Source organism: Streptomyces sp. NPDC091412, from assembly GCF_044756885.1.
GTDB lineage: Bacteria > Actinomycetota > Actinomycetes > Streptomycetales > Streptomycetaceae > Streptomyces.
The window spans coordinates 35,412-62,370 of sequence record NZ_JBIVTV010000006.1 but is presented as its reverse complement, the minus strand read 5'-3'; the positions used below and the strand labels follow the sequence as shown (position 1 = coordinate 62,370).

The following is a 26,959-nucleotide window of genomic DNA, read 5'->3' as shown; positions in this document are numbered from 1 at the left end:
CAACCCCGATCCCGCCATGTGTGACCGAGCCCTCGTGCGGGTCAGTACGCTGTGGGCCATGTACGGATACGGCCAGCCGATGGACAGCGGGGCGGCACAGCAGGGGTACGTCCCTCCGCAGCAGCAGATGCCCGGCGGTGTCGGCGGGTACGGCCAGCAGGCTCCCGCCTATCCCGAGCCCTCGCCGCCCTCGCTCGCGGACGCGGTGCGCGCCTTCACCACGGGGCAGCTGGCCGCCGAGGACTTCCAGCAGGTGTTCGCGACCTCCAAGGTGTACTGCCCGCGCGGCGACAACCCCGGCTTCCTGGCGCTGCACAACACCCAGCAGCCGGTGATCCCGATGTTCACCTCGCTCAAGGAGCTGCGCCGGTACGCGGGCAAGGAGTCCAAGTACTTCGTGATCACCGGTGCCGAGGTGATCGACCTGCTGCCGACCGGCTACGGCTTCGTGCTCGACATGGAGGGCGAGCACCGGATGGTGTTCGACGCCAAGGCGGTCGAGCAGATGGTCGACTTCGCGATGCGCCGGATGTACGGCTAGTGCTGTGGCCGGGAAGGTTTGCCGAGCCGGTGAACCTTTCCGGTCACAGCACTAGGACCGGCCGTGGACGCCACCGCTCGGAGCCCGGAGGGAATTCCCTCCGGGCTTCCTCTGTTGGGGGTGGCAGAAAGTTCAACGCTCAACTAAAGTGGTCGCACAAGGAGGAACCGACATGCCTGCAGTGACCGTCGAGAACCCGTTGACGCTGCCCCGTGTGGCCGCGCCCGCCGATGCCGTGGCTCGTCCCGTGCTCACCGTCACGACCGCGCCCAGCGGATTCGAGGGTGAGGGCTTCCCGGTGCGCCGGGCGTTCGCGGGGATCAACTACCGCCATCTCGACCCGTTCATCATGATGGACCAGATGGGTGAGGTGGAGTACGCGCCGGGCGAGCCCAAGGGCACCCCCTGGCACCCGCACCGCGGCTTCGAGACCGTCACGTACATCATCGACGGAGTCTTCGACCACCAGGACTCCAACGGCGGTGGCGGCACCATCACCAACGGCGACACCCAGTGGATGACGGCGGGCAGCGGACTGCTGCACATCGAGGCCCCGCCGGAGTCGCTGGTCGTGTCCGGCGGCCTCTTCCACGGCCTCCAGCTGTGGGTGAACCTGCCGGCCAAGGACAAGATGATGGCGCCGCGCTACCAGGACATCCGCGGCGGCAGCGTCCAGCTGCTCACCTCCCCCGACGGCGGCGCGCTGCTGCGGGTCATCGCCGGTGAGCTGGACGGCCACGCCGGCCCCGGCGTCACGCACACGCCGATCACGATGGTCCACGCGACGGTGGCGCCCGGCGCGGAGGTCACCCTGCCCTGGCGGGAGGACTTCAACGGCCTGGCGTACGTGATGGCGGGACGCGGCACCGTGGGCGCCGAACGCCGGCCGATCCACCTCGGCCAGACCGCGATCTTCGGCGCCGGTTCCTCGCTGACCGTCCGCGCGGACGAGAAGCAGGACGCGCATACGCCCGACCTGGAGGTCGTCCTCCTCGGCGGGCAGCCGATCCGCGAGCCGATGGCGCACTACGGCCCCTTCGTCATGAACACCCGGGACGAGCTCATGCAGGCCTTCGAGGACTTCAAGAAGGGCCGCCTCGGCACCGTCCCGGCGATCCACGGGATGACCGAGGAAGGGCTGTAGGCCCTCCCGGCCGCTGGGCGCGAGGGCCCCGTCCGATGGTGGACGGGGCCCTTTCGCGTTCCTGCCGGGCCCCGGGCGGGACGCGGACCGCGCCACCGGCCGGAGCGCCGGTGGCTGACGCCGTGTCACCCGGGTGGGCCGTCCGCACGGGACAGCACGTCCGGCGTGTGATCGTCTGGACGTGTGCAGGCCCCCGCTCCTCTGCTGCCCGAGCCCGTCCGGCGTCTCGCCGCCTGGTGCGCCGCCGTTCTGCTGGTGTCCGGGGTGGTGTGGATCGGGGCGCGGTTGTGCGTGGTGTTCCGGACCGCGGTGATCCCGGTGCTGCTGGCGCTGTTGGGGACGGCACTGCTGCGGCCGTTGTTCCGGCGGCTCGCGGGAGCCGGGGTGAACCGGTCGCTCGCCGCCGGGATCACCTGTGTGGCGGTCGTCGTGGTCGTCGGCGGTGCGGTGTACATCGTGGTGGCCGCGCTGATCGACAGCGGGGACCAGATCCTCACCTCGCTCAAGAAGGCCGCGCAGTCGCTCACCACCCACTTCGGGGCGGCCGGGACCTCACTGGACGACCTCGCCTCCAACGGCAGGCGACTCCTGGAGAAGTTCGGCGGAACGGCCGCCTCCAACGTCATCAGCGGGGTCAGCGTGGTCGGCGAGTCGCTCGCCATGGCCGTACTGGCCCTGCTGCTCGTGTTCTTCTTCCTGCGCGACTCGCACAAGGCCGCCGCCACCCTGCGCACGCTCGCCCCGCGCGGGACCGGCGACACCGCGGAGGCCATGGCCCGGCGGGCCTTCGCGGCCGTGGAGGGCTTCATGCGCGGCACGACGCTCATCGCGCTGATCGACGCCGTCTGCATCACCGTCGGCCTGCTCGTGCTGAAGGTGCCCGGCGCGGTCGGGCTCGGCGCGCTGGTCTTCGTCGGCGCCTACATCCCCTACCTGGGCGCCTTCCTCTCCGGTGCGGTCTCCGTGCTGGTCGCGCTCGCCGACCGCGGGTTCGTCATCGCGCTGTGGGCGCTCGGGGTGGTGCTGGCGGTACAGGTGCTGGAGGGGCACGTGCTCCAGCCGCTGATCCAGAGCCGGACCGTGCAGATGCACCCGGCCGTGGTGCTGCTGGCGATCACCGGGGGCGCGTCGGTCGCCGGGATCGTGGGGATGCTGCTGGCGGTGCCGCTGACCGCGGCGGCCTTCGGGACCGCGCACGAGCTGCGGGAACGGTACGCGGCTTCGCCGTAGGGCTCATGCCGGGGAACGGCTCACCTGGCCACCGAGGCCTCGTACAGCTCGAACCAGATGCTCTTGCCCTGGCCCCGCGGCACGACGCCCCACGCGTCCGCGAGCAGTTCGATCAGCACCAGCCCGCGCCCGGAGGAGGCGAGTTCGCCGGGCCGGCGCTTGTGCGGCAGATCGTCGCCGGCGTCGGTGACCTGCACCCGCAGACGCCGCTCGCCCCTCTCGCCACTGACCTCGGCCAGCACCAGCGCGTCGACGTCGGTGTGCAGCAGGACGTTGGCGAGGGTCTCCGACAGCAGCAGCACCGCCGTGTCCACGTGCTCCTCGCTCGACCAGTCGTGCAGCAGCTCCCGCAGTTGCCGGCGGGCCACGGAGACCCGCTCGGGCTCGGCCTGGGCGACCGTCATCAGGGTGTGCCGCAGCCTGGGGCGGACCGCCCGGCCGTCGCGGCGCCGGCTCAGCAGCAGCACGGCGATGTCGTCCTCGCGCCGGTCGGCCAGGGGCCCGGTGGTGTGGTGCGAGGAGGGTCCGTGCACGGCCTGCACCAGCGCGTCGGCGAGTTCCTCGGCGTCGCCGCCGTGCCGTTCCAGGACCGTACGGATCCGCTGCCAGCCGGTGTCCAGGTCGTGGCCGCCGGTCTCGATCAGGCCGTCCGTGCAGATCATCATCGTCTCGCCCGGCTCCAGGGTGAACCGGGTGGTCGGGTAGTCGGAGTCCGGGTCGATGCCGAGCGGCAGCCCGCCCGCCGTCGGGCGTTGCAGCAGCGTGCCGTCCGCCATCCGTATCACGGGGTCCGGGTGGCCCGCGCGGGCCACCTCCAGGACCCCGGTTCGCGGGTCGACCTCGGCGTACAGGCAGGTCGCGAAGCGCAGGTCGGCGACCCCGTCAGTGTCCTCGGCGTCCTCGGCGTCGGCGCCGGCGGCGAGGACGCCGTGCAGGAAACGGGAGGCGCGGGAGAGCACCGCGTCCGGGCGGTGCCCCTCGGAGGCGTAGGCGCGCAGGGCGATGCGCAGCTGGCCCATGAGCCCCGCGGCACGCACGTCGTGGCCCTGGACGTCCCCCATGACCAGGGCGAAGCGTCCCGGCCCGGCGGACGTGCGGGACCGCGAGGTGGCGCCGGGCAGCGGGATCATGTCGTACCAGTCGCCGCCGATCTGGAGGCCGCCGCCGGTGGGGACGTAGCGGGCGGCCACGTCCATGCCGGGGACCCCGGGGCCCACCGTCGGCATCATCGCGCGCTGCAGGCCCTCGCTCAGCTCCCGCTCGGTCTCCGCGGTCCCGGCCCGGGACAGGGCCTGGGCGAGCATGCGGGCCACCGTGGTCAGCACCGAGCGCTCGTCCGGGGTGAAGGCCACCGGGTAGGTGAAGGCGGCCATCCAGGCGCCCATCGTGCGGCCCGCGACGGTCAGCGGCAGGAACGCCCAGGAGTGGCGGTGGAAGCGCTCGGCGAGCGGCCAGGTGAGCGGGTAGCGGGACTTGTACTGCCCCGGGGAGGAGAGGTAGACGGCCCGCCCGGTGCGGACCACCTCGGCGGCCGGGTAGTCCGTCTCCAGCGCCATGTGCACGAAGGGGCCCTCGTCGCCGGGCCGCTGCCCGTGGTGGCCGATGATCGTCAGCCGGTCGCCCTGGATGCCGAAGACCGCCAGCCCGTCCGGCGAGAACCCCGGCATCGACAGGCCGGCCGCCACCCGCAGCACCTCCGCCGTGGAGCGGGCCTCGGCCAGCGCCCGGCCGGCGTCGAGCAGGAAGGCCTCCCGCGAGCGCCGCCAGTCCCCGGTGACCGCTCTTCGCCCGGCGGGGGAACCGGGCGTCGGCTCGGCGACCTCCTGAAGGGTGCCGATCAGCTTGTACGCCTTCTTGCGGGCGTCGAAGGTCGGCTTGGAGCGGCTGCGCACGACGCGGACGATCCGGTTGCGCTCGTCCATGATGCGGATGCGCACCTCGGCGAGGGTGCCCTCGGCGACGGCCAGCTGCACGACGCCGGTGATCTCGTTCCAGTCGACCGGGTGGAGGCGGGCGCGTACCTGGGCTTCCCTGAGCGTGGCCTCCTCGGCGGGCAGCCCGAGCAGCCGGGCCGCCTCGGCGTCGACCGAGACCAGGCCGGTGGCCGTGTCCCAGTGCCACATCCCGGTCGCGAGGGCGGCGAGTACGTCCCCCACGGCGGGCAGGGGCTCACCAGTGCGCATTGCCCCACTGTAAGAAGAGGCGATCGGACACTGCCACCGAAGGTGTACGGCCGTGCGGACTTCGGCGCTGCCCCGTTGCCGCCCAGGACCTCTCTTAATGGTGGGGAGCCGATCTTGAGGTGCCCGGTACGCTTGGTAGGTCCGGGCCGTGCCCGCCCGGTGATCCCCGATCCGCGAAGACTGGATGAACGACGATGCATCGGTACAGGTCCCACACCTGCGGCGAGCTCCGCGCCTCTGACGTCGGCACCGACGTCCGGCTGAGTGGCTGGCTGCACAATCGGCGCGACCTGGGTGGCATCCTCTTCATCGATCTGCGCGACCACTACGGCATCACGCAGCTCGTCGCCCGTCCCGGCACGCCCGCGTACGAGGCCCTCGACAAGCTCTCCAAGGAGACCGTCGTCCGCGTCGACGGCAAGGTCGTCTCCCGGGGCGCCGACAACGTCAACCCCGAGCTGCCCACTGGCGAGATCGAGATCGAGGTCGGCGAGGTCGAGGTGCTGGGCGCGGCGGCCCCGCTCCCCTTCACCATCAACGCCGAGGACGGGGTCAACGAGGAGCGGCGCCTGGAGTACCGCTTCCTGGACCTGCGCCGCGAGCGCATGCACCGCAACATCCTGCTGCGCACGGCGGTCATCTCCGCCATCCGCCAGAAGATGTCGGCGATGGGCTTCAACGAGATGGCGACGCCGATCCTGTCCGCCACCTCCCCCGAGGGCGCCCGCGACTACGTGGTCCCCTCCCGGGTCCACCCGGGCAGGTTCTACGCCCTCCCGCAGGCCCCGCAGCAGTTCAAGCAGCTGCTGATGATCTCGGGCTTCGACCGCTACTTCCAGATCGCCCCCTGCTTCCGTGACGAGGACGCCCGCGCGGACCGCTCGCCGGGCGAGTTCTACCAGCTCGACGTCGAGATGAGCTTCGTCGAGCAGGAGGACGTCTTCCAGCCGATCGAGAAGCTCATGACGGAGCTCTTCGAGGAGTTCGGGGACGGCCGCCACGTCACCTCCCCCTTCCCGCGGATCCCGTTCCGCGAGGCGATGCTGAAGTACGGCTCCGACAAGCCGGACCTGCGCGCCAAGCTGGAGCTCGTCGACATCACCGACATCTTCGCGGGCTCGGAGTTCAAGGCGTTCGCGGGCAAGCACGTCCGCGCGCTGCCGGTGCCGGACACCGCCGGGCAGCCCCGCAAGTTCTTCGACCAGCTCGGCGAGTACGCGGTCGAGCAGGGCGCGAAGGGCCTGGCGTGGGTGCGGGTCGGCGAGGACGGCGCGCTGAGCGGCCCGATCGCGAAGTTCCTGACCGAGGAGAACGTCGCGGAGCTGACCAAGCGGCTGTCGCTCGCCCCCGGTCACGCGGTGTTCTTCGGCGCGGGCGACTTCGACGAGGTCTCGAAGATCATGGGCGCGGTGCGGGTGGAGGCCGCCAAGCGCGCCGGCCAGTTCGAGGAGAACGTCTTCCGCTTCTGCTGGATCGTCGACTTCCCGATGTACGAGCGGGATGAGGAGACGGGCGGGATCGACTTCTCCCACAACCCGTTCTCGATGCCGCAGGGCGGCCTGGAGGCCCTGGAGACCCAGGACCCGCTGGACATCCTGGGCTGGCAGTACGACATCGTCTGCAACGGTGTCGAGCTGTCCTCCGGCGCCATCCGGAACCACGAGCCGGACATCATGCTCAAGGCCTTCGAGATCGCGGGCTACGACCGCGAGACCGTCGAGGAGAAGTTCGCCGGCATGCTCCGCGCGTTCCGCTTCGGCGCCCCGCCGCACGGCGGCATCGCGCCGGGCGTCGACCGCATCGTCATGCTGCTCGCGGACGAGCCCAACATCCGCGAGACCATCGCCTTCCCGCTCAACGGCAACGCCCAGGACCTGATGATGGGTGCCCCGACCGAACTGGACGAGTCCCGCCTGAGGGAACTGCACCTGTCGGTACGCAAGCCGCAGCCGAAGTAGGCCGCGGCCGCAGCATGAAGGCGGCTCGGAACCGGTGTCCGGTTCCGAGCCGCTTTTGTTGTTCGGACGAGGTCAGTACAGGGCCTTGTACCCGCCCCAGCCGGTGCCGATCTGCGTCCGTGCGCCGAAGCCGCCCTTTGCGCTGCCGTAGTGGCGGAACAGCTTGCCGGAGGTGTCCCGGCAGATCAGGTCGCCGATGCCGTCGCGGTTGAGGTCGCCGACGCCGACGCAGGCGTTGTACGAGGCTCCCCACTTGGTGGCGATCTTGACGCGGGCCTTGAAGGCGCCGGTGCGTGTGCCGTTGTAGCGGTAGAGGTTGTTGGACTTGTCCTGGGCGATCAGGTCGCCGATGCCGTCACCGGTGATGTCGCCGACGGCGACGATCCTCTTGTACGTCTTCCAGTTGCTCGCGATCTTGACGCGGGCGGAGAGCTTGCCCGCGCCGGTGCCCTTGTAGAGGTACATGTCCCCGGTGGACGCCTTGCGGACGACCAGGTCCGGCCGTCCGTCCCCGGTGATGTCACCGGTCGAGACCATGACGTCGTACTGATTCCAGCCGCTCGTACCGAGCGTGGTGTACGGCGTCGACGCCTTCAGCGCGGCGCCGCACTTCGGCTTGTAGAGCCGCAGCGAGCCGTTGCCCGGCCGTACGACGACGTCGTTGCAGCGGTCGCCGCTCAGGTCGCCGAAGGGCACGACCGTGGTCCCCTTCGGCCAGCCGGTACCGGTCACCTTGGTCGAGAGGGTGCCCTTGGCCGTGCCCAGGTGGATGGTCAGGGAGCCCGTGGAGTTCATGGTGAGCAGGTCGCCGATGCCGTCGGGACCGCCGTAGTCGTGGCGTACGGGCGAGCCCGCGGTCAGAGTGCCGCTGCCGCCGCCGATGGCCACGGCCGTGGAGGTGCCGAGGCCGGTCGCCTTCAGGCTCCACTTGAACTGCCCGTTGGGGAAGGGGACACCGCCCGCCGTCCTGCCGTCCCAAGGGGCCGTCACCCGCGCGGTGGCCGCGCCGCCGGTGAGGGTGCGGGTGGCCTTGCCGGTCTCGCCGCTCTCCACCGACGTGAACGTCAGCGACCACGAGGTGACGGGACGGGACAGCAGCCAGGTGCCGGTCCAGGGGGTCGAGGTCTTCAGGTTCGCCTGAGTGGCGGCGTCCGTCAGGAACGCGGCCGGGGCCGACGGGGCGAAGCCAGTCGTGGCGACGTGGGTGCGCTCGTGGAGGTCGAACCAGGCGACCAGGCCCGTGTACTCGTCCACGGTCCAGCGGTAGCGGCGGTCGGCGGCCAGGCCGGTGTCCGGCACCTCGGAAGCCAGTACGCGGGTGGCGCCGGTGGCCGCGTCGGTCAGGACGAGGGTGCCGGCCGCGTGGTCGTGACGGACCGTGAAGCCGTCGCCGAGCAGTACGTCACCCGGGGTGACGGCTCGGGAGGTGCCGGCCTTGGTGTCGTACACGCCAGCCGAGGCAGTGCCGCAGGACCAGTACAGCCAGCGGCCCGCCGCCTGGAGTTCACCGGGGACGCAGCCCAAGCCCGGGACGGTGACCGTGGTGAGGGTCTTCTTCTCCGTCAGGCTGTAGGAGGTGACCCGGCCGGCGCCGGCGGCGCTCCACAGGACGGGGCCGTTGAGGGCGGCTGCCTGGACCGAGCGCTTCAGCAACTGGCCGTGGCCGAACCGGCCGACGTACTGGGCCGGGGCGGAACCGCCGGAGTCGTAGACCGCGTAGTCGTCGGAGACGTCGACGATGCTGCCGCCCGTGGTGTTGAAGCCCATGGAATGGTAGCCGATCGGGACCAGCCGGTCCGAGCCCGGCACGGGGCCGTCCTCGTAGACGTCGGAGGCCCCTTCCAGGTAGACGTCCTGAGGCGAGGTGACCGTGTTGCCCCACAGCGCCGAGCACGTGGTGCCCGGGTAGGGGCACTTCGGGCGGATCTTCGTTCTCCCGGTGGCCGGGGACGCGGTGAGGACCGTACCGCCGTCTGTTGTCAGGGTCCGTACGGAGGTGGTGTCGAAGCCGTTGGCGTCGGCGGGGTCGGCCTGGGCGAGCCGCAGGCTGCCGCGGCTGAGGGCGATGCCGGTCTTGGCGTTCTCCGGGGCGGGCACCTGGTACAGCTTCGTCAGCTTCGGCGTGCCGTCCGCTGCCAGGCTCACGCGCTGCACCCACCAGTCGGCGGCGCTCGTGCCGCCGGTGACGAGAGCCGTGTCGCCGGGCCCGTGGACCGCGGACTTGCCGGCCTTGTCCAGCAGGGTGCGGGACGAGCCGTCGACGAGGGAGAGGGCCGTCAGACCGGCGGTGCTGGTGCCGGCGCCCGTCTGCGGAGGCAGCAGCAGCCAGTCGCCGGTCAGGACGGGCTTGGCGAACTGGTAGGGACCGGGCAGCGCGACGAACTCCTCGTCGCCGCCCGGGTCGGTGCGCGGCTTGACGTGCAGACCGCCGTCGCCGTAATAGCCGATCCGGCCCTCGCTCAGGACGACGGGAACGGTGGCGGAGACGTTGCTGAACGCCTTGGTGACGACGGCCGACTCGATGTCGATGTAGTACAGGCTGGTGCCCCACCTGACCAGCACCCCGGCCGCGTCGGCGGCCATGACGTAACCGTTGTTGACGGTCACCTCGGCCGGGCTGAAGGGGCGTTCACGGCGCTCGCCGTCCACGGTGTCGATGAGGGTACGGCTGGTGAGGACGGTGTTCCCGGCCAGCGCCCGGTAGGGGTACGCGGACGTCACGGTCGACGTCCTGCGCGTGGCCGGATCCCACAGGGTGACGGTCGTGGAGGACGTGCTCGTCGGCAGGGCGACGAGGTCACCGTCCGAGCCGTACCAGGCCTGCTGGCAGGTCGAGCCGAAGGTACTGCACGGCCCCGTCGGCGTGAAGAGGCCGTCCGGGGTCCGCACACTGACGGTGGTGCCGTCGGCGTGGCTCGTCCACAGCAGTCCGGCAATCCCGGACTGCCCGTGCAGGAAGCCGCCGGGGCCGGCCGCGAACGGCTGGTCGAAGCGCGGCTGGGCCGAGGCCGGGTCGGTGAGCGTGATCTCGGAGGTCCCGGCCGCGCTCTGCGCACCCGCGGCTCGAGCGGGGCCACCGGTTCCCGTCAGGACGGTGACGGACGCGGCCGCGACGGCGACCGCGAGTGTGGTGACGGTGGCGGCCAGTCCACCCCGCCTCAGGGCGTGTCTGCCCACGTGAGGATCCCTCCCGGCGAAGGTCCCCTGCCCTCGCACAAGTGAGCGGACTTTACCAGGAGTTTTCCAGCTCTTTTCGCGATGCCGGAACGTGAAGAAGCCGCGGAGGGAGGCGATACGAGTGGGGGCGCCCGGCACTTTCTCCCGCGAGCACTCTCAGGCTCAAGGTGATCGACGCGCGGACCTGCGAGCCGGACGGCGAGCCCCCCACCTGCTCCACGAACACGACGACGCGTACCGAGGACACCACCGGTCGCGGGGGGAGTGACTCCCCGCGACCGGACGTCCGGTCAGGGGCGCTGTGGCGCTCGGTGCTCTCCCGCTCCTACGCGGGCTCGCCGCCGAAGCGCTCCTTGTACGTCTCCAGGTCGTCGTCCGTGAGCTTGGCGAAGAGGACCGGGGGCACCGTGAACGGGGTGCCTGCGGGGACGGTGGACAGGGAGGCCGCCTCGGCGGGGGTCACCCAGGTCGCCGTGTCGCCGTCCAGGGAGAACGCCGAGCGCATGGCCGCCGACGAGGTCGGGATGAACGGCTCCGAGACCACCGCGTAGAGGTGGATCAGGTTCATCGCGGTGCGCAGGGTGAGGGCCGCGCCGTCCTTGTCGGTCTTGATCTCCAGCCAGGGGGACTTCTCCTCCAGGTAGGAGTTGCCCGCCGACCACAGGGCGCGCAGGGAGGCCGCCGCCTTGCGGAACTGGATGGCCTCCATGTGCTCCTCGTACTCGGCGAGGAGACGGACGATCTCCTCCCCGAGCCTGGCCTCGGCCTCGCCCGGCTCGCCGCCCTCCGGGACCGCGTCGCCGAAGCGCTTGCGGGAGAAGGACAGCACCCGGTTGACGAAGTTGCCCAGCGTGTCCGCCAGGTCCTTGTTCACCGTGGCCGTGAAGTGCTCCCAGGTGAAGGACGAGTCGTCGGACTCCGGCGCGTTCGCCATCATGAAGTAGCGCCAGTAGTCGGCCGGGAGGATCTCCAGCGCGTCGTGCGTGAAGACACCGCGCCGCTGCGACGTGGAGAACTTGCCGCCGTAGTAGTTGAGCCAGTTGAAGGCCTTGATGACGTCGACCTTCTTCCACGGCGCGCGGGTGCCCAGCAGGGTCGCCGGGAACATCACGCTGTGGAAGGGCACGTTGTCCTTGCCCATGAACTGCGTGTAGTGGACGTCCGCGTCCGACTCCCACCACCACGAACGCCAGTCCCGGTTCTCCGGGTCCTGGTCCGCCCACTCCTTCGTGGCGCCGATGTACTCGATCGGGGCGTCGAACCAGACGTAGAAGACCTTGCCCTCGGCGGCCAGGTCCGGCCAGGTGTCGGCCGGGACCGGGACGCCCCAGTCCAGGTCGCGGGTGATCGCACGGTCGTGCAGGCCCTCGGTGAGCCACTTGCGGGCGATCGAGGAGGCCAGCACCGGCCAGTCGTCGGCGCGCTCGTCGACCCACGCCTCGACCTCGCCGGCCAGCACGGACTGGAGGAGGAAGAGGTGCTTGGTCTCGCGGACCTCCAGGTCGCTGCTGCCGCTGATCGCGGAGCGCGGCTCGATCAGGTCGGTCGGGTCCAGGACCCGCGTGCAGTTCTCGCACTGGTCGCCGCGCGCCTTGTCGTAGCCGCAGTGCGGGCAGGTGCCGATGATGTACCGGTCGGGCAGGAAGCGGCCGTCGGCGGTGGAGTACACCTGGCGGATGGCCCGCTCCTCGATGAACCCGTTCGCCTTGAGCTCGCGGGCGATCTCCTGCGTGATCTCCCGGTTCTGCGGGGACGAGCTGCGGCCGAAGTAGTCGAAGGCCAGCGCGAAGCCGTCGTAGACCGCCTTCTGCGCGTCGTGCGCCTGCGCGCAGAACTCGTCGACCGGGAGGCCCTGCTCCTTGGCCGCGAGCTCCGCCGGGGTGCCGTGCTCGTCCGTCGCGCAGATGTACAGGACGTCGTGGCCGCGCTGGCGCAGATAGCGGGAGTACACGTCCGCCGGGAGCATGGACCCCACCATGTTGCCCAGGTGCTTGATCCCGTTGATGTACGGAAGGGCGCTGGTGATGAGGTGTCGAGCCATCGCGGGCTGCTCCCAAGTCGCTACGTGGGGTGACGATCTCGTCGGGTGCGGGTCGTCTACGGAACCTTGAAATCGTAGCCGACACGGGTGGGCCGCCCGCTTCCCGTTTTGAGGTGTGGGAAGGGGCGGCCCTGGGCCGGTGGGTTACGGGCGTGTGGCCCGGTGGGTCACGGGCGCCAGTTCGCCAGTACGCCCTCGTAGAGCTCCTGGTCCGTGAGCTCGCGGGGGGTGGGGCCGGCGTGGAAGAAGGACGCGGTGTCGGTCTTCAGTTTGCGGAGGTAGTCGAAGGCCTTGTTGTCGTGCTCGCCGAAGGCGACGAAGGAGAAGAAGACGGCGGGGTGCTTCTGCGCCGCGTCGGTGAGGGACTGGGTGGCCGGGGTCTTGGTGTCCGGCGCGCCGTCCGTCTGGAAGATCACCAGGGCGGGGGTCGCCGGGTCGTCGGCCGACTCCGCGCGGTGCGCCAGTACGGCGTCGACTGCGGCGTGGTAGCTGGTGCGGCCCATGCGGCCGAGGGAGCCGTGCAGGTCGTCGATCCGGTTCTCGTGTGCGGCGAGGGTCAGCTCGCCGGTGCCGTCCACCTCCGTGGAGAAGAACACGACCTGGACCGTCGCCTCGGGGTCGAGGTGGGCCGCGAGGGCGAGGGTCTGCTCGCCGAGGGCCTGGGCGGAGCCGTCCTTGTAGTACGGGCGCATGGAGGCGGAGCGGTCGAGGACGAGGTAGACCTTGGCGCGGGCGCCGGTGAGGTCGTGCTTCGCGAGGGCGGAGGCGGCGGACTGGTAGGCGGTGGTGAGGGCGGGGGCGTGCGAGTGGATGTGGGCGAGGGGGGTGGCGGGCTCGGCGCCCGTGTTCTCCGCCTCGGACTGGGCGTGCGGCTCCGCCTTGGGTTCGGCGGCCGGCTTCGGCTCGGACTGGGCGGCCGTCTCCGCCTCGGTTTCGGCGGCCGGCTCAGTATCGGACTCGGCGTCCGGCTCCGGCTTGGTTTCGCTTTCGGCCTGTGAGGGCGACTGCTCAGCCGTGGGCTCCGGTTCCGGCTCCGTGGTCGGCTGTTCGGCTGCGGGTTCGGGGGTGGGCTCGGACTCGGCTTCGTTTTCGGCCGGTTCGTTTCCACCCGCATCACCCGTGCGGGTGTCGTCGGCGGGTGCGAGTGGCCCTTGTGGGGCTTCCTCGCCGTCGGCGGCCTGCGGCGTGTCGGCCTCCGGCTCCGCCTCGGGCTCGGTCGCTGCCTCGGACTCGGCCTGCGGTTCGGGGGTGGGCTCGGGCTCCGACTCCTGCTCCGCCGCTGCCGGTTCGGCTGCGGGTTCCGGGGTCGGGTCCTCAACCACCGGGTCGGAGGTCGCAGACGCCGGTTCGGCTGCCGGTTCCGGCTCCGTGGCTGCCGGGGTCGGCTCCGCCGCTGCCGGTTCGGGGGTCGGCTCGGGCTCCGACTCCGGTTCCGTGGCTGCCTGTTCGGGGGCCGGGGTCGGCTCCTCGGCTGCCGGGGCCGGGGTTGCCCCGGGCTCCGACTCAGGTTCTGCAGCAGTTGGTTCGGGGTTCGGGGTGGGCTCCTCCGTCGCCGAGCCGGTCGGGTCCACGGGGGTGGCCGGCTTGGGGACGGTGATGTTGTCGAAGGCGGCCGAGACCAGATCGTGCTCGTCGCCGGTGGAGGGCCGCGGGTCCGGGACGTGGACGGTGGCGGGGGGTTCCGGGGCGGACTCGGCCGCCGGGGCGGGGACCTTCGGCTCCGGCTGCTGGGCAGCGGTGGGGGTCGGCTCCTGGGTTGGAGTCTGCTCCGCACCCTCTGCCTCGGCCGTACGCCCCTTGCGTGACCGGCCGAACGCGTTCCGCAGGAGAGTGAGAATGCCCATGTGCGCAACCCTTCGTGAGTTGATGCCCGTCAATCCCTGGCCAGGACGGACACGTAAGGTTAGCGGCCCCGAGTGGTGATCTTGGGCAGGGGCGAGTACCGGCAGGCGGGCCGTGTCAACGTGATCCTCGGCCGTCGTGCAGCGTGATGTCGACGAGCAGCGCGCGGTGGTCGGTGTCGGCCAGGGCGAGGAAGCGGGCGCCGGTCGCGGAGAAGTCCGGTGAGACGAGCACGTGGTCGATCTGGGCGCCGAGGGTGGGCGCGGTGCGGGCCGGCCAGCTGGGAGCGCGCTCGGCGCCGGCCAGGCGGGCGGCGTCGCGCAGTCCGGTGTCGATGATGCGGCGGAAGGCCGCGTGGTCCTGGGAGGCGTTGAAGTCGCCGGCCAGCACGGTCGGGGTCGTACGGTCCGCCGCGGCGAAGGCGCGCAGCCGGGCGAGTTCCCGGTGCCAGAGCGCGACCTGGCCGGGCAGCGGTGGCATGGGGTGCACGAGCTGGAGGCGCACCGCGTGCCCGCGGACGTCGGCGACCGCGCCCGGCATGCCCATCGTGCCGCGGACTCCGGCGGTGCCGCGCAGGGCGTAGCGGCTGAGGATCAGCGACCCCTGCGAACCTCCCGCCCGGACCGCCCGCCGGTACGGGTAGTCGCCGCCGACCTCCCGGTCCAGCGTCGCCTGGCAGGTGTACTCGCACTCCTCGACGAAGACGATGTCGGGCCGCTCGCGGCGGATGGCCGGGACGAGGGCCGGGGCGCCACGCCCGAACTGCACGTTCGAGGTCAGCACCCGCACTTCGGCCACGGCATGGCCGGCCGGCGCGGAGACCCTGCCGTACGGCTCGATGAACCACGCCAGCAGCCCCAGCAGCGCCACGCCCCACACCGCCCCCGCCCACCAGCGTCCGCGCAGCGTGAACGCCAGGCCCAGTCCGGTGGGCACGAGCAGCCACGGCAGGAAGGCGAGGAGCTGCGGTACGGGCGTGATGCCGTCGCTGTCGGCCAGCCGGCACCCGACGACGACGCTCACCCCCGCGAACATCAGCCCGGCGCACCAGCTCGCGAACCGTCCCCCCTGCTTGGTCACGACGCCGAGCCTACGGGGTCGCCATGGACTCCGGGCGTCCTGCGCGCGGGAGCAGCGGGATCAGACGCGCACGCGCGGCGGCGGCTGCTCGGGGCGGGTTCGGGTGGTGGGGGCCTCGGCCGCCCGGCGGCGGCGGAAGGGCCGGCGTGGGCGACGGGAGAGCCAGGTCAGCGCGGCCACCGTCAGACCGAGGGCGACCAGGATCCACGAGGCGGTGCGCAGGGTGGCCGTGAGGGCGTCGTAGACGGCGCCGACGGCCGGCTGGGAGACCTCGGCGGGGAGGTCGGCGAGGGTCAGGCTGCGGCCGATGGCGACGGCGAGGGCGAGCAGCGCGCCGCCGAGGGCGGTGCCGAGCGCGGTGGCGGTCAGCGCCCGGCGGCGGCGGGCGGCCAGGGCGAGCCCGGCGACGGCGAACGCGACGGCCGCGACCGGCAGCCAGAAACCGGCGACTTCGAGCACGTGGAACCCCTTCCGCAGGCGGCCCAGTTGCTGGGCCGGAAGCAGATCGACCTCGGTGTGCTGGACGGGAATGCGGTTCGCGAGCGGTACGTGGTCCTGGGCGAGCTGGGCCTTGACCTGGGCGGTGACGGGCGCGAGGTCGACGGTGACCGGGCGTTCGAGGGGGGCGCGTTCGTCGCGCAGGGCCCGCAGCACGGCGTCGTGGGCGGCCCGGTTGCCCTCGTTCCACGCCGTGCGGAAGGCCTCGGTCCGGGTGAACGAGCGGACGGCGTCGTGCACGAAGGGGGTGATGGTGCCGGGGCGGACGCGGGCGTCCAGCCCGTGGCCGATCTCCTGCACGATCCCGTCCCCGACGGTGTCCGCGATCGCGTCGCGGACGTCCGGGTCGTCGGCGAGCGGCGCCATCGTGGTGACGTAGCGACCGGTGTCGGAGAGCCCGTACGCCGCCCAGGCCGACAGCACGCCGAACGGCACGATCAGGCACGAGAGCGCGATGAGCACGGCCGACAGGCCGCTTCGCATACGTCGGGACACGTTCTCAGCCAAGGCCGTCACCCGCCCCTCCGCGAGCGGAGGGGCGGCATTCGGGTGACCGGGAGAGCGGGTCGGTCGGTCCGGTCGGTCAGGTAGGTCAGGTCGGTCCGGGGCGACCGACGCGGGTCAGCGGGTCAGCGGATCAGCGGGTCAACTCACGCGATGGCCCGCCGCGTCCTCGTGCGTGTAGAACCAGTAGAAGCAGAAGAGGCCCGCGACGATCGCGATGCCCAGCGACAGGCCGACCGTCGACACGAGCGCACGGCCGCTCTGGCTGTAGAGGAAGCCGAACGCCACGCCGATGAAGGCGAACCACAGCGCCGCGTGCCGCTCCCGCCGCAGCCGGGGGCCGAGCATGAGGACGCCCGCCAGGACCAGCGTGAACACGATCGTGGTCACGAAGCCGAACAGCACGTTCCAGCCCGTGATCGGTCCGCCGTCGCGCCGGTCGGCCGCGGCCCAGTAGCCGTAGACGAGCCCCAGTGCGAGCGGTCCCGCCCACCGGCCGATGGCATGGGCCCGGGCGCTGAACAGGTTCGGTGGGCGGGTGGTGCGGGTGGTGATACCGGACACGGGTGCCGCGTGAGCCATGAGAGCGCTCCTCTCTCTCCTCGCCCCCGCCTACCAGAGCACACCGGGGAAGGGGCCCTGGCAAGTCGGTGGAGCGGTTAACGTGCTGACGTACGCGACCGACCGGATCACGACACGGGGGGACGATGCCCGGAACCGTGCTGCTGCTCGCGGCCGCGCCCGTGGGCAGGGGACGTCTGGTGGACGCCGCGTCCGTGCTGCCGGTGCTGGCCGCCGTGGCGCCCTCCGTGCTGTCCGGCACGGACACCGCGACCGTGGTGGAGCTCGTCGACCCGCTGGAGCCGCAGGCCGTGCTCACCCGGCTGCGCGCGGCCGCGGCGGCGCCCGGCCCGCTCACCGTGTTCCTCACCGGCCAGCTCCAGCTGGACCGCCGCCAGCACCTGCCCCACCTGGCGCTCGCCCGCACCACCCCGGCGACCGTCCGCTACACGGCCCTGCCCTGGCACTGGCTGCGCGAGGAACTCCGGCTGCGACCGGACGGCACCACCACGGTCGTGGCCGATCTGCACGCGGACGCGGAGAGCTGGGAACTGCTGCGCGGGCGCCCCTTGGGCTGTGGGCGCAACATCGCCCTGTACGGCCGGATCGCGCCGCCGCCGGCCCGGCGCACGGTGGCGGCACCGGCGTACATGAGGGCGGTGGCGACGATCCTGCGCAGCGGGCACCGGCCGCCCCCGGTGGAGCTGCACGAGCAGGCGCTGTCGCGGCTGACCGAGGAGTACGGCGGTCCCGGCCTCGTGCTCACCGCGCCCGGGCCGGGGCCGGCCGACCCGCACACGGCCATCGCCGCCTGTGTGCAGGCGGGCCGGCACGGCGACGCCGACGCGCTCGCCGCCCGCTGGGAGCGGGCCGCCGCCCTCGCCCACGGAGCGGCCTCCGAGGACGCGCTGCACTGGGCCGAGGTCCGCGCGGACCTGGCGATGTTCGCGGGCGACGCCGCCCGCAGCTGCCGGGCCTGGCTGACCGTGGCCAGCACCCGCCTGGCCATGGGCCAGGCCGCCGACGCCGTGGCCGTCGAGGCCGCCGTCGACCGCGCCCACCACCAGTGGGGGCTGATCCACGATCCCGAACGGGCCCGCGAACTCGGCTCGGTGCTCGCGGAGTTGCGCGGCCGGGTGCCGGGCCGGCGAGAGGGCGCGCTGGACCATGTGCGCCGCCAGCTGAGCCAGCTGCAGACGCAGGTCTGAGGCGGGGCCGGCGCAGATCTGGCGCGGGTCCGAGGCGGGGCCGGCGCAGATCCGGCGCGGGTCCGAGGCGGGTCCGACGCAGGTCTGGTGCGGGTCTGGTGCAGATTTGACCCGGGTTCCCCGAGGTTCGTACGGGTCCGGTGTGGCCGACGAGGCCGTCGACGACGACGTCATCGCGTCCGTGGCCGACACCGCCCGCTGGAAGGGCCAGGTGTACGCGGTGCCGTTCAACAGCGACGTCGGTCTGCTCTACTACCGGCGCGACTATCTGAGCCGGGCGCCCACCGGGGAGAGCACCGACCGCATGCCCCGCGACGCGGCCGGCCGTCCCGGTTACGCCCGCGGCATCCTGCTGCCCGCCCTCCAGCGGGCGGTCTCCCGACCGCGGACCCCGCTCTACGGGGCGTTCACCCAGACCTTCACCGCTCAGCTGGGTGCCCTGTTCACCGACGACCCGCCCAGTGACGCGGTGCTGGCCGACCGGCTGGACGAGGCACTGCGCCGAGCGCTGCCGGGCTGAGCACGACCCGGTGAACCTTTCCGGTCACAGCACTAGCGGGTCTGGACCGCCTGCGGGGCGGGTACCGGGTCGGCCGCGGGCACCGGTCCGGCGTTGGCCGCCGCGACCAGGGCGGCCACGGCTATGACGGCCGCGCCGAATCCTCTGACGCAACGTGCGGAGAAGTGTCCTTGGCGCGCGACAGTGCGTCCGAGCACGGCAACCGACCTCGCAACGACAGTGATGGATTAAGCGCGTTTAACGCACTCTCCAACGTAGGGGGTGAGGAGGCCGAACGAAAAGGGCGCCAGGGCGAGTTGGGGTCCACTGCGCATAAGGTCCGGTGCTGACCTCCGGTCAGTGGAGACGGCTCGCCGCAACTCGGCTTACTGGCATGATGAACCGCATGGCGAAGCGGGACGACCCGGAGACCATCGGGCGCAGGGTTCAGCGGCTACGGCGTGAACGGGGCCTGACCCAGCGGCAGCTGGCGGAGCCGGCGTACACCCCCGCGTACATCTCCACGCTCGAGGCGGGACGGGTCCGGCCCTCCGACGAGGCGCTCAAGCACGTCGCCGAGCGGCTCGGGGTCGCCTTCGACGAGCTCGCCACCGGACGCCCCGCCCATCTCGCCACCGACCTGCGCCTCAGACTGACCGAGGCCCGGCGCACGCTCGCCACCGGGGAGTCGGTGAAGGCGGCCGAGCAGTACACCCGGCTGCTGGCGGAGGCCGAGGAGCACGAACTCGTCGACGTCCAGGCCGAGGCGCTGCTGGGGCTCGGTGAATGCGCCCTGGAGACCGGCGAACTGGAGAGCGGCCGGCAGTTCTTCGAACGGTCCGAGCGGGCCCTCGCCGACGCACCGCTGCCCGCCCGGGTCCCCGCGCTGCGCGGCCGCGCCGTCTCCCACTACCTGGCGGGGGAGCTGCGGTACGCCGTCTATCTGATGGAGTCCACCCTCGACGAGCTCAACCGGGGCGGGCTGCACGACCCGGACGCGCTGCTGCTGCTCTACGCCGGAGTCATCGGGCCGTACATGGACATGGGGGCGCACGCCCGGGCGGCCCAGGCGGCCGAGTTCGCGCTCGCGCTGGCCCCGCAGGCGGGTGATCCCGCGCTGGTGGCCCGGATGCACCGGTCGGTGGCCCGCACCCTGCTCGCCGAGGGCCGGATCGCCGAGGCCGACGCCTCGCTCGCCAAGGCCGCCGAGCTCTACCGCGCCCTCCAGTTGCGCACCGAACTCGCCAACTGCCACTGGATGCGCGGCTATGTGTGCGCGCAGAACGGCGAACTGGAGCGTGCCGAGGAGGAGTTGCGGGCCGCCCAGGCCATGCTGTCCGCCAAGCGTGCCGCGCTCTACACCAGCCAGGTCGCGGTCGAGCTGGCCGACGTCCTGCACCGGCGCGGCAAGTCCGAGGAGGCAGCCGACCTGCTGCGGAACGTCCTGGGCGACCTCTCCCCCGAGCGGGGCGCCGTGCACGCCGCCGCCGCGCACCGCCTGCTCGGCATCATCGCCGAGGACGCCCGCGACACGGAGGCCGCCGAGGAGCACTACGTACGTGCGCTGAGCCTGCTGGAGCGGGCGGGCGCGGCCGGCGACCTGGCCGACCTGTGCCGTCTCCTCGGTGATCTGCTGCGCCGCACCGGCCGTGTGGAGGCCGCCCTGGACGCCTACCGCACCGGCCTCGGCCACCGCACCGCCCCCGGCACCACGACCCTGGGCCCGGCCCCGGCGCAGCCTCCGCTGTGACGGCCGCCCGCCGCGCTGACGGCGGCGGGGCGCGGCCCCGGGGGCGGATTCCGTGGCTTCCGGGGACGGTTTGCGGGGCGGTTTCCCGGGGTGCGCGGGGGGTACCCGCCGCGCACCCCGGGCCGGGGACTCGCGTTCGTGCGGTTCTCCGTTCGGCGCGTGTGGGTGCGTCCGGTCCCGGGGCGCGCGGGCCAGGGACGACGGCCGCGCCGAGGGAAGAGGTTCGACCGTGACTGGAGGTCTCGCGGACCGTGCACCGTGGCCGAGATCCGTGCGTGCGCACGGCGGTTGCGGGCGCGGCTCACACGCGACCGGCGACGGCGGCCGACCGGGATCAGGCCGAGGTCCGTGCCTTGCCGTGCACCGCCGTCAGGCGGTCCACGGCGTGCTGGACCGCCTGTGCGGTGGCGTCCCGCGGCAGGGTGCCCGGGGCGCCGGTGGTGAGGACGATCGCGTCGTCGCCGACGCGAACCGTGGCGAGGTCCAGGGTGAGGGTGGTCAGGATGTCCTCGTACGACTCGGTGGTGAAGGTGAGGCGCAGGCCCTGACGGGCGTCGCCGACGTCCGGCAGGGCGAGGTCCGCGACCCGTACGTCCAGGAAGTCGGAGTTCGTGGCCGTGGCGGTGAAGTCCGCGCAGGTCTGCGGCATGGTCTTGAGCCAGGCGAGGGTGCGGTCCACGTCCGGGGCGCGCAGCGCGAGCACCTGGTGGCGCAACTGGGCCCTGTAGTCGCCGTCGTCGTAGGCGGCCACCGCGTGCGCGCCCGAGGGAGTGCCGAACGGTTCCTCGGTGTAGAGGGCGTCGAGGAGGCGCCCGCACTCGGAGATGTCGGCCTGTGCCTTGAGCACACCGTCCCGCCAGGTCGCCGCGCCCTGGGTCGGCGCCCACAGCGATCCGAGGTCGGCCTGGGTCAGCAGCGCGGCCCGCGCCTGGTCCGGCGTGAGCGCGCCGGCCGGCGCGGCGGCGGGGCCGGGCCCGCGGGTGGCCACCGGCGTGGAGGCGTGGACGGCCCGGCCGGACTGCCCGGCGGTGCAGGCGGCCCCGGTCAGCAGGACGGCCGCGCAGAGCGCGGAGGCGGCCAGGACACGGGCCGGGGTACGGGACATGCATGCCTCCAGACGGACGGAACGCGCGCCGCGGACCTGGCGTCCGGGCGGCGGCGCTCCTCCCACGGCACCACCGGGCGGCCCCGCCCACCAGCGCGCCGGTCCGTCCGGGTGAGCGCAGTGGAGGGGGGAAGGCCGGCGGGCGGGCGCGCGCGGCACCGGGCGGGGCAAGTGACGATGGTGATGGCCCCGTACGCGGTACCCGAACGTGGCACCCGTACGGCGGAACCTCACGACGGACCCCGTACGGCGGAACTCGTAGGGCGGAACCTCACGACGGACCCCGTACGGCGGAACTCGTAGGGCGGAACCTCACGACGGACCCCGTACGGCGGAACTCGTACGGCGGAACCTCACGACGGACCCCGTACGGCGGAACTCGTACGGCGGGACCCCACGACGGACCCCGCACGACGGAAGGAGCGCCCTGTGACCTCGCGGCCCACTCCTGTGATCATCGACTGCGACACCGGCGTCGACGACGCGCTCGCCCTGCTGTTCGCCGTCCGCCACCCGGCCCTCGACCTGCGCGCGGTCTCCTGTGTGGCCGGGAACACGGACGTGGACCAGGTGGTACGGAACACGCTGACCGTCCTGGAGCAGGCGCGCGCTCCCGCCGTCCCGGTCGCGCGGGGCGCCGAACGGCCGCTGCTCGAACCCCTGCGCACCGCCCTTCATGTGCACGGCAGGGACGGCATGGGCGACCTCGGGCTGCCCGCGCCGGCCCGCCGTCCCGCCGACGTGGACGCGGTGACGCTGCTCCGCCACGCGATCCTGGACAGCGACCGCCCGGTCACCCTGATCCCCACCGCGCCGCTGACGAACATCGCCCTGCTGCTGCGCACCCACCCCGAGGTCACCCGCAACATCGAGCGGATCGTGTTCATGGGCGGTGCGGTCGCCACCGGAAACGCCACGCCCGTCGCCGAGTTCAACGTCTGGCACGATCCGGAGGCCGCTGCCGTCCTGCTCACCGCGGGCGTGCCGATCACGATGTACGGGCTCGACGTGTTCCAGCGGGTGCTCGTGCCGGAGGCGGACGTACGGCGGCTGCGCGGGCGCGACGAGCCCGGCGCCCGGCTGGCCGGACTGCTGCTGTCCCGCCCCGACCCGGCCGCCGGCGAGGGCGCCCCGCACGGCGTCCTCGGCGACGCGGGCACGGTGTGCTCGGTGGCCGACCCGGAGGGGTTGACCACCCACCGGCTGCCGGTGGAGGTGAACCTCGCGCCGGGCCCGGCCCGCGGGCAGACGGTCGTCGACCGCCGCCCGCGTCCGGGCGAGGCGGAACTGCACGGAGAGGCCCGCGAACAGGCCCTGGTGGACGTGGCGTTGGACATCGACGCCGAGCGGTACGTCCGGCTGTACCTGACCACCGTCGAGGACACCGGGGACCGTGCCTAGTGCTGTGACCGGAAAGGTTCACCGGCTCGCGGCGCCCGGCACGGCACTCCCCCAGCCTTCGGCCGGGGGTACCCCCACGCCGCGTTGTCGCATCACCCGAGTACATCCCGTACGCGGGCAATGCTCCGCCTTACGAGGCACCGCACCGGACGCCGCGAGCTTCCCGGCAAACCTTTCCGGCCACAGCACCAGGTCAACGCCCGGGTCAGCACCCCCGGCACCCCGCGAGCCGATCCGCGGGGGTCAGGAGGCCTGCTTCGCCGCCCGGCGACGCGTGGTGACGACGAGCGCCGCGCCGCCCGCCAGCAGCACCGCAGCGCCGCCGGCGACGAGGCCGGTGCCGCTGCCGCCGCCGGTCTCGGCGAGGTCGCCGCTGCCGCCGTTCGGGGCAGGGGCCGGTGCGGTGGTGGACTCGGAGGCCGACGGGGCCGGGGCCTCGCTCGGCGGCGTCGCCGGGGCCGACGACGGGCTCTCCGTCTCGGCGGGGCTCTTCGTGGCCGGGAGCGTCGGCTCCTCGGCCGGGGCCGACGACTCGGGGGCGGACGGGGCCGGCGTCGTGGCCGGGGGCTGCTCCTCGGCGGCCGTGCAGTCCTTGGTGCCGCCGTTCCAGGCCGCGATCAGCTTGTCCTTGATGACCGGGCGGTCCGGGCCCTTGGGCAGGTCGCCATGCTCGAAGCCGTCGTTCGCGTCCGTCTTGCCGTCGAACTTGACCGCGCCGCGGTACAGGTCGATCTGGGCGAAGCAGCCCGCGTCCGGGACGGCGATGTCGAGGGAGCCGGTCTCGCCCCGCTTCACCGTCACCGTGTCGAAGTCGACGAACACCTGCTCGCCGGAGGTGGCGAAGGTGGCGCCGTGGGCGAGGTAGGAGGCCAGGGAGGCGGTGCAGGCCGTGGCGTCGCGGGCGGTGCGGACCGTGATGTGGACCTTGCCGTCCTCGGTCGGCCGCAGGTTCTGGTCGTCGACCTTGACGGCGTCGTAGAAGTTCTTGCCGTCGAGCGAGAACTGGCAGCGGTCGCTCTCGGTGACCGTGCCGGCGCCCGTACCGGGCTGGTAGCGGCCGCCGCCCTTCCAGCCCTCGCCGCCGGGCGCGCCATGGGCCCAGGCACCGGAGGCGGCGGCGACGGAGGCGGCACACAGGGCGAGCGTCGCGGCGCCCGTTCCCAGCAGGCGGGCGGCGGAGACACGACTGGCTATGGACATACGGATCCCATCTTGCTTGTGCGCGGGGTGGCTGGTCGCGGGGCAACGGCACGGACCAGGACGGGCCGACGGAAGGCCGAAGGGAACAACGGGCCCATCGGTCACATGCGCCACAGTGTGAGGTCATGGTCGTGTGTGCGGCCGAGCCTGTCAATCTGCCGGAACACAAAGGGACTTCACGCCTTCAGCACACTTGTGCCACATAGGGAGCGACTCACTCCGTCACGGGGGCGGTGTTCACTTTTTGGGCGATGTGGACAGAGTTCTCGTGTCGCCCGTAGTCATCCGTACGTCCGCCGTACGCACCGAAGAGGAGACCGCGTGACCGACACCGCCCCCACGCACGACTCCCCGCAGGACTCCCCGCAGGACACCGCGCCCGACCTGTCGTCCAGGAACCCGGACTGGTGGCGGCTGGCCGTCGTCTACCAGGTCTACCCCCGCAGCTTCGCCGACTTCGACGGCGACGGACTCGGCGACCTCCGCGGCATCACCGGGCGGCTGCCGCACCTCGCCGCCCTCGGTGTGGACGCCGTGTGGCTCAGCCCCTTCTACCCCTCCGAACTGGCCGACGGCGGCTACGACGTCGCCGACCATCGCGACGTGGACCCCCGCCTCGGCACGCTGGACGACTTCGCCGCCCTGACCGCCGAGGCGCACCGCCTGGGCCTGAAGGTGATCGTGGACCTCGTCCCCAACCACACCTCCCACCGGCACCCCTGGTTCCAGGAGGCGTTGCGGGCCGGCCCCGGCTCCCCCGCCCGCGACCGCTACGTGTTCCGCGCCGGCCGCGGGTCGCACGGCGAACTCCCGCCCACCGACTGGCAGTCGGTCTTCGGCGGCAGCGCCTGGCGGCGGGTGCCGGACGGGCAGTGGTACCTGCATCTGTTCGCGCCCGAGCAGCCGGACCTGAACTGGGGCAGCGCGGAGGTGCGCGCCGACTTCCGGACCACGCTGCGGTTCTGGGCCGACCGCGGCGTGGACGGCTTCCGCGTCGACGTGGCGCACGCCCTGGCCAAGGACCTCGACGAGCCGCTGCGGGACGTCGGGGACATCGGCGCCACCGGCGAGGGCGCGCTGCCGCTCGTGCCGCCCGGCAGCCATCCGTACTACGACCGGGACGAGGTGCACGAGATCTACCGCGACTGGCGGCGGATCCTCGACTCCTACTCCCCGCCGCGTACGGCGGTCGCCGAGGCCTGGGTGCCGGGTCACCGGCGCGCGCTGTACGCCCGGCCCGACGAACTGGGCCAGGCCTTCAACTTCGAGTACCTCCAGACCGGATGGGACGCCGGCCAACTGCGGCAGGTCATCACCGAGTCGCTGGCCACCGCGCGGGCCGCGGGGGCGTCGGCCACCTGGGTGCTGTCCAACCACGACGTCGTACGGCACGCCTCGCGTCTGACGCTCCCGCCCGGCACCGACGAGAACGCCTGGTTGCTGTCCGGCGGCCGCGCCCCGGCCGTCGACGAGGCGGCGGGGCTGCGCCGCGCCCGCGCGGCGACGCTGCTGATGCTGGCCCTGCCCGGCTCGGCCTACCTCTACCAGGGCGAGGAACTGGGCCTGCCGGAGGTGGCCGACCTGCCCGCCGAGGTCCTCCAGGACCCGGTGTGGGAGCAGACCGGCCGTGCCCGCAAGGGGCGCGACGGCTGCCGGGTGCCACTGCCGTGGACCACCACCGGGGCGTCGTACGGCTTCGGTCCGGGCGCCGCCTGGCTGCCGCAGCCGCCGTGCTTCGCCGCGTACGCCGTCGAGGCGCAGGACGGAGTGGAGGGCTCGACCCTGGAGCTGTACCGCTCGGCGCTGCGGCTGCGCCGCAAGCTGCTGGAGGGCGAGTTGCTGACCTGGGTGGAGGGCGGCCCGGCCGGGGTGCTGGCGTTCGCCCGTTCCGGCGGCCGGCGGTGCGTCACCAATCTGTCGGGCCGGGCCGTGCCGCTGCCGCCGGGGGAGGTGCTGCTGAGCAGTTCGCCCCTGACGGGGCGCCGGCTGGACCCCGACACCACCGTGTGGCTCGCGTAGTCCCCGCGCGCGGGTTCCGCCTCAGCCCGCCGCCGGGCTGGGGCTCGGGTCGCCGGGCAGCACCAGCGGGCTCGACGTGGCGTTCGGCGGCGGGGTGAGCACGACCTCGGGCTGCCCGCCGGAGGGCGGCGGCGGGGTCAGGTCCGAGTTGGGCAGCTTGGGCGGGGTCGTCTGCATGAAGAGCACCTGGTCGAAGTTGACCAGGCCCGTCTCCTCCATGACCGTGATGTGGTCCAGGACGGTGGCGTTGGCCTGGTTGGCGAGCTCGCGGACCAGACTGTTCTTGGTGGTGGAGCGGATCTTCGCGATGGTGTTGAAGATCGAGCCGTGCGTCACGCGCAGGATGTTGGCCATGTCGGAGTCGAACTGCTTGCCGGTGTCCCCGGCGAGCTGGGTGACGAAGCCCTGCTGCTGGGGGCTGGCCACGTTCGGCAGCGTGATGTTGAGCATGGGCGCGATCCTGCGGCAGCTCACGTCCAGTTGCGCGTGCCCGTCGATCAGGTGCTTGCCCGCCTTGACGACCTCCTTGGTGGTCCCCTTCTGCACCGCCATCTCGCCGACGGGGTACTCCCACAGCCCGGCCGCGCGCACCTTGACCACGAAGTCCCGGTCCGCCTCCGTCAGCGGCCCCCACTGGGTCTGGGCGATGACCCGGGAGCCGTCGCTGGAGACCTTCTCGAGGCCGAGCATGCTGGGGTAGGCGAGCGCGACCAGGGTCAGGCTGAGGGCACCGCCCACAAAAAGAGTTCCCGTCGCGTTCCGCGAAAAGCGCACCGTGCCTCCTGCCCGGTCATGGTCCCGCCGTGGGCGGTTCGGACACTCACATGTACGGGCCGGGGAGCGTGAAGAACCTTTTGATTTGGTAAAAAGAATCGACCGTGATGTGAGACTGCTCACTGCCGCGGGTAGTTGGGCTCACTTTCCCGGCCGCCGCGTCCAAGTTCCCTGAATGCCAGCAAGGTTGACGCAACGTTGACCGGCTCTGGGGAGAGCCCTGGTGGATGCCCGCCCTACATTC

General features: G+C 72.5%; 20 protein-coding genes. 9 read left to right on the top strand and 11 right to left on the bottom strand.

Going from position 1 to position 26,959, the window contains the following annotated elements:
• Positions 1 to 58: 58 nt before the first annotated feature.
• The 3 genes from ACIQMV_RS17335 (at position 59) to ACIQMV_RS17325 (ending at position 2,915) form a co-directional block, all read left to right on the top strand.
• Positions 59 to 541, top strand: a complete 483-nt coding sequence (locus tag ACIQMV_RS17335; protein WP_141366432.1) for an SseB family protein — start codon at positions 59 to 61, stop codon at positions 539 to 541.
• 172 nt (positions 542 to 713) lie between these two features.
• A complete protein-coding gene (locus ACIQMV_RS17330; protein WP_402593606.1) occupies positions 714 to 1,685 on the top strand; it encodes a pirin family protein in 972 nt (323 codons plus the stop codon).
• 183 nt (positions 1,686 to 1,868) lie between these two features.
• The gene (locus ACIQMV_RS17325; RefSeq protein WP_172632906.1) at positions 1,869 to 2,915 is read left to right on the top strand and encodes an AI-2E family transporter; all 1,047 of its coding nucleotides are present in this window, start codon (positions 1,869 to 1,871) and stop codon (positions 2,913 to 2,915) included.
• Between the two features lie 20 nt (positions 2,916 to 2,935).
• Here ACIQMV_RS17325 and ACIQMV_RS17320 read toward each other — a convergent pair whose 3' ends face one another.
• A complete protein-coding gene (locus ACIQMV_RS17320) occupies positions 2,936 to 5,098 on the bottom strand; it encodes a SpoIIE family protein phosphatase (protein ID WP_402593604.1) in 2,163 nt (720 codons plus the stop codon).
• 194 nt (positions 5,099 to 5,292) lie between these two features.
• Between ACIQMV_RS17320 and aspS the strand changes: the two genes are divergently transcribed.
• The gene (aspS, locus tag ACIQMV_RS17315) at positions 5,293 to 7,056 is read left to right on the top strand and encodes an aspartate--tRNA ligase (protein WP_141359794.1); all 1,764 of its coding nucleotides are present in this window, start codon (positions 5,293 to 5,295) and stop codon (positions 7,054 to 7,056) included.
• 72 nt (positions 7,057 to 7,128) lie between these two features.
• Here the strand turns inward: aspS and ACIQMV_RS17310 are convergent, their stop codons facing one another.
• The 6 genes from ACIQMV_RS17310 to ACIQMV_RS17285 form a co-directional block, all read right to left on the bottom strand.
• Positions 7,129 to 10,233, bottom strand: coding sequence for an FG-GAP repeat domain-containing protein (locus ACIQMV_RS17310; RefSeq protein WP_402593602.1), 3,105 nt, complete (start codon positions 10,231 to 10,233; stop codon positions 7,129 to 7,131).
• 325 nt (positions 10,234 to 10,558) lie between these two features.
• On the bottom strand, positions 10,559 to 12,274 hold the full coding sequence (gene metG, locus ACIQMV_RS17305; protein ID WP_402593599.1) for a methionine--tRNA ligase: 1,716 nt from the start codon (positions 12,272 to 12,274) through the stop codon (positions 10,559 to 10,561).
• Positions 12,275 to 12,441: 167 nt separating this feature from the next.
• Entirely contained in the window at positions 12,442 to 14,118 is a 1,677-nt protein-coding gene (locus tag ACIQMV_RS17300) for a VWA domain-containing protein (RefSeq protein WP_402593598.1), read from the bottom strand.
• A gap of 115 nt (positions 14,119 to 14,233) precedes the next feature.
• Positions 14,234 to 15,151, bottom strand: a complete 918-nt coding sequence (locus tag ACIQMV_RS17295; protein WP_141366428.1) for an endonuclease/exonuclease/phosphatase family protein — start codon at positions 15,149 to 15,151, stop codon at positions 14,234 to 14,236.
• Positions 15,152 to 15,256: 105 nt separating this feature from the next.
• Positions 15,257 to 16,189 carry a hypothetical protein gene (locus tag ACIQMV_RS17290; RefSeq protein WP_402593597.1) on the bottom strand — a complete coding sequence of 311 codons (933 nt, stop codon included), beginning with the start codon at positions 16,187 to 16,189 and terminating at the stop codon, positions 15,257 to 15,259.
• Between the two features lie 150 nt (positions 16,190 to 16,339).
• Positions 16,340 to 16,780: a hypothetical protein gene (locus ACIQMV_RS17285; RefSeq protein ID WP_402593595.1), complete on the bottom strand. Its 441-nt coding sequence runs from the start codon at positions 16,778 to 16,780 to the stop codon at positions 16,340 to 16,342.
• A 125-nt stretch (positions 16,781 to 16,905) separates the two neighbouring features.
• Here ACIQMV_RS17285 and ACIQMV_RS17280 point away from each other — a divergent pair, with 125 nt between their 5' ends.
• Both ACIQMV_RS17280 and ACIQMV_RS17275 read left to right on the top strand, forming a co-directional pair.
• Positions 16,906 to 17,967 carry a hypothetical protein gene (locus ACIQMV_RS17280; RefSeq protein ID WP_402593593.1) on the top strand — a complete coding sequence of 354 codons (1,062 nt, stop codon included), beginning with the start codon at positions 16,906 to 16,908 and terminating at the stop codon, positions 17,965 to 17,967.
• Positions 17,968 to 18,109: 142 nt separating this feature from the next.
• Positions 18,110 to 18,487 (top strand): hypothetical protein, encoded by a 378-nt coding sequence (locus ACIQMV_RS17275; protein ID WP_402593592.1) that lies wholly within the window; start codon positions 18,110 to 18,112, stop codon positions 18,485 to 18,487.
• A 32-nt stretch (positions 18,488 to 18,519) separates the two neighbouring features.
• Here the strand turns inward: ACIQMV_RS17275 and ACIQMV_RS17270 are convergent, their stop codons facing one another.
• Positions 18,520 to 18,684 (bottom strand): hypothetical protein, encoded by a 165-nt coding sequence (locus tag ACIQMV_RS17270; protein WP_172632905.1) that lies wholly within the window; start codon positions 18,682 to 18,684, stop codon positions 18,520 to 18,522.
• A gap of 188 nt (positions 18,685 to 18,872) precedes the next feature.
• Here ACIQMV_RS17270 and ACIQMV_RS17265 point away from each other — a divergent pair, with 188 nt between their 5' ends.
• Positions 18,873 to 20,216, top strand: coding sequence for a tetratricopeptide repeat protein (locus ACIQMV_RS17265; RefSeq protein WP_402593590.1), 1,344 nt, complete (start codon positions 18,873 to 18,875; stop codon positions 20,214 to 20,216).
• Between the two features lie 334 nt (positions 20,217 to 20,550).
• Here ACIQMV_RS17265 and ACIQMV_RS17260 read toward each other — a convergent pair whose 3' ends face one another.
• Positions 20,551 to 21,321: a hypothetical protein gene (locus ACIQMV_RS17260; protein ID WP_402593588.1), complete on the bottom strand. Its 771-nt coding sequence runs from the start codon at positions 21,319 to 21,321 to the stop codon at positions 20,551 to 20,553.
• Positions 21,322 to 21,750: 429 nt separating this feature from the next.
• Here ACIQMV_RS17260 and ACIQMV_RS17255 point away from each other — a divergent pair, with 429 nt between their 5' ends.
• The gene (locus ACIQMV_RS17255; RefSeq protein ID WP_402593587.1) at positions 21,751 to 22,722 is read left to right on the top strand and encodes a nucleoside hydrolase; all 972 of its coding nucleotides are present in this window, start codon (positions 21,751 to 21,753) and stop codon (positions 22,720 to 22,722) included.
• Positions 22,723 to 22,965: 243 nt separating this feature from the next.
• Here the strand turns inward: ACIQMV_RS17255 and ACIQMV_RS17250 are convergent, their stop codons facing one another.
• Entirely contained in the window at positions 22,966 to 23,922 is a 957-nt protein-coding gene (locus ACIQMV_RS17250; protein WP_402593585.1) for an LAETG motif-containing sortase-dependent surface protein, read from the bottom strand.
• Between the two features lie 321 nt (positions 23,923 to 24,243).
• Between ACIQMV_RS17250 and ACIQMV_RS17245 the strand changes: the two genes are divergently transcribed.
• Positions 24,244 to 25,941: a glycoside hydrolase family 13 protein gene (locus ACIQMV_RS17245; RefSeq protein ID WP_402593583.1), complete on the top strand. Its 1,698-nt coding sequence runs from the start codon at positions 24,244 to 24,246 to the stop codon at positions 25,939 to 25,941.
• Positions 25,942 to 25,962: 21 nt separating this feature from the next.
• On the opposite strand, the gene ACIQMV_RS17240 is transcribed toward ACIQMV_RS17245, so the two are convergent.
• Entirely contained in the window at positions 25,963 to 26,679 is a 717-nt protein-coding gene (locus ACIQMV_RS17240) for a DUF4142 domain-containing protein (RefSeq protein WP_141359781.1), read from the bottom strand.
• Positions 26,680 to 26,959: the final 280 nt, after the last annotated feature.

Bases quoted from the DNA above. Each gene is read 5' to 3' on its own strand.
- ACIQMV_RS17335 (WP_141366432.1), top strand. From the start codon at position 59: ATGTACGGATACGGCCAGCCGATGGACAGCGGGGCGGCACAGCAGGGG.
- ACIQMV_RS17330 (WP_402593606.1), top strand. From the start codon at position 714: ATGCCTGCAGTGACCGTCGAGAACCCGTTGACGCTGCCCCGTGTGGCC.
- ACIQMV_RS17320 (WP_402593604.1), bottom strand. From the start codon at position 5,098: ATGCGCACTGGTGAGCCCCTGCCCGCCGTGGGGGACGTACTCGCCGCC.
- aspS (WP_141359794.1), top strand. From the start codon at position 5,293: ATGCATCGGTACAGGTCCCACACCTGCGGCGAGCTCCGCGCCTCTGAC.
- metG (WP_402593599.1), bottom strand. From the start codon at position 12,274: ATGGCTCGACACCTCATCACCAGCGCCCTTCCGTACATCAACGGGATC.
- ACIQMV_RS17300 (WP_402593598.1), bottom strand. From the start codon at position 14,118: ATGGGCATTCTCACTCTCCTGCGGAACGCGTTCGGCCGGTCACGCAAG.
- ACIQMV_RS17295 (WP_141366428.1), bottom strand. From the start codon at position 15,151: ATGTTCGCGGGGGTGAGCGTCGTCGTCGGGTGCCGGCTGGCCGACAGC.
- ACIQMV_RS17285 (WP_402593595.1), bottom strand. From the start codon at position 16,780: ATGGCTCACGCGGCACCCGTGTCCGGTATCACCACCCGCACCACCCGC.
- ACIQMV_RS17280 (WP_402593593.1), top strand. From the start codon at position 16,906: ATGCCCGGAACCGTGCTGCTGCTCGCGGCCGCGCCCGTGGGCAGGGGA.
- ACIQMV_RS17265 (WP_402593590.1), top strand. From the start codon at position 18,873: ATGGCGAAGCGGGACGACCCGGAGACCATCGGGCGCAGGGTTCAGCGG.
- ACIQMV_RS17260 (WP_402593588.1), bottom strand. From the start codon at position 21,321: ATGTCCCGTACCCCGGCCCGTGTCCTGGCCGCCTCCGCGCTCTGCGCG.
- ACIQMV_RS17250 (WP_402593585.1), bottom strand. From the start codon at position 23,922: ATGTCCATAGCCAGTCGTGTCTCCGCCGCCCGCCTGCTGGGAACGGGC.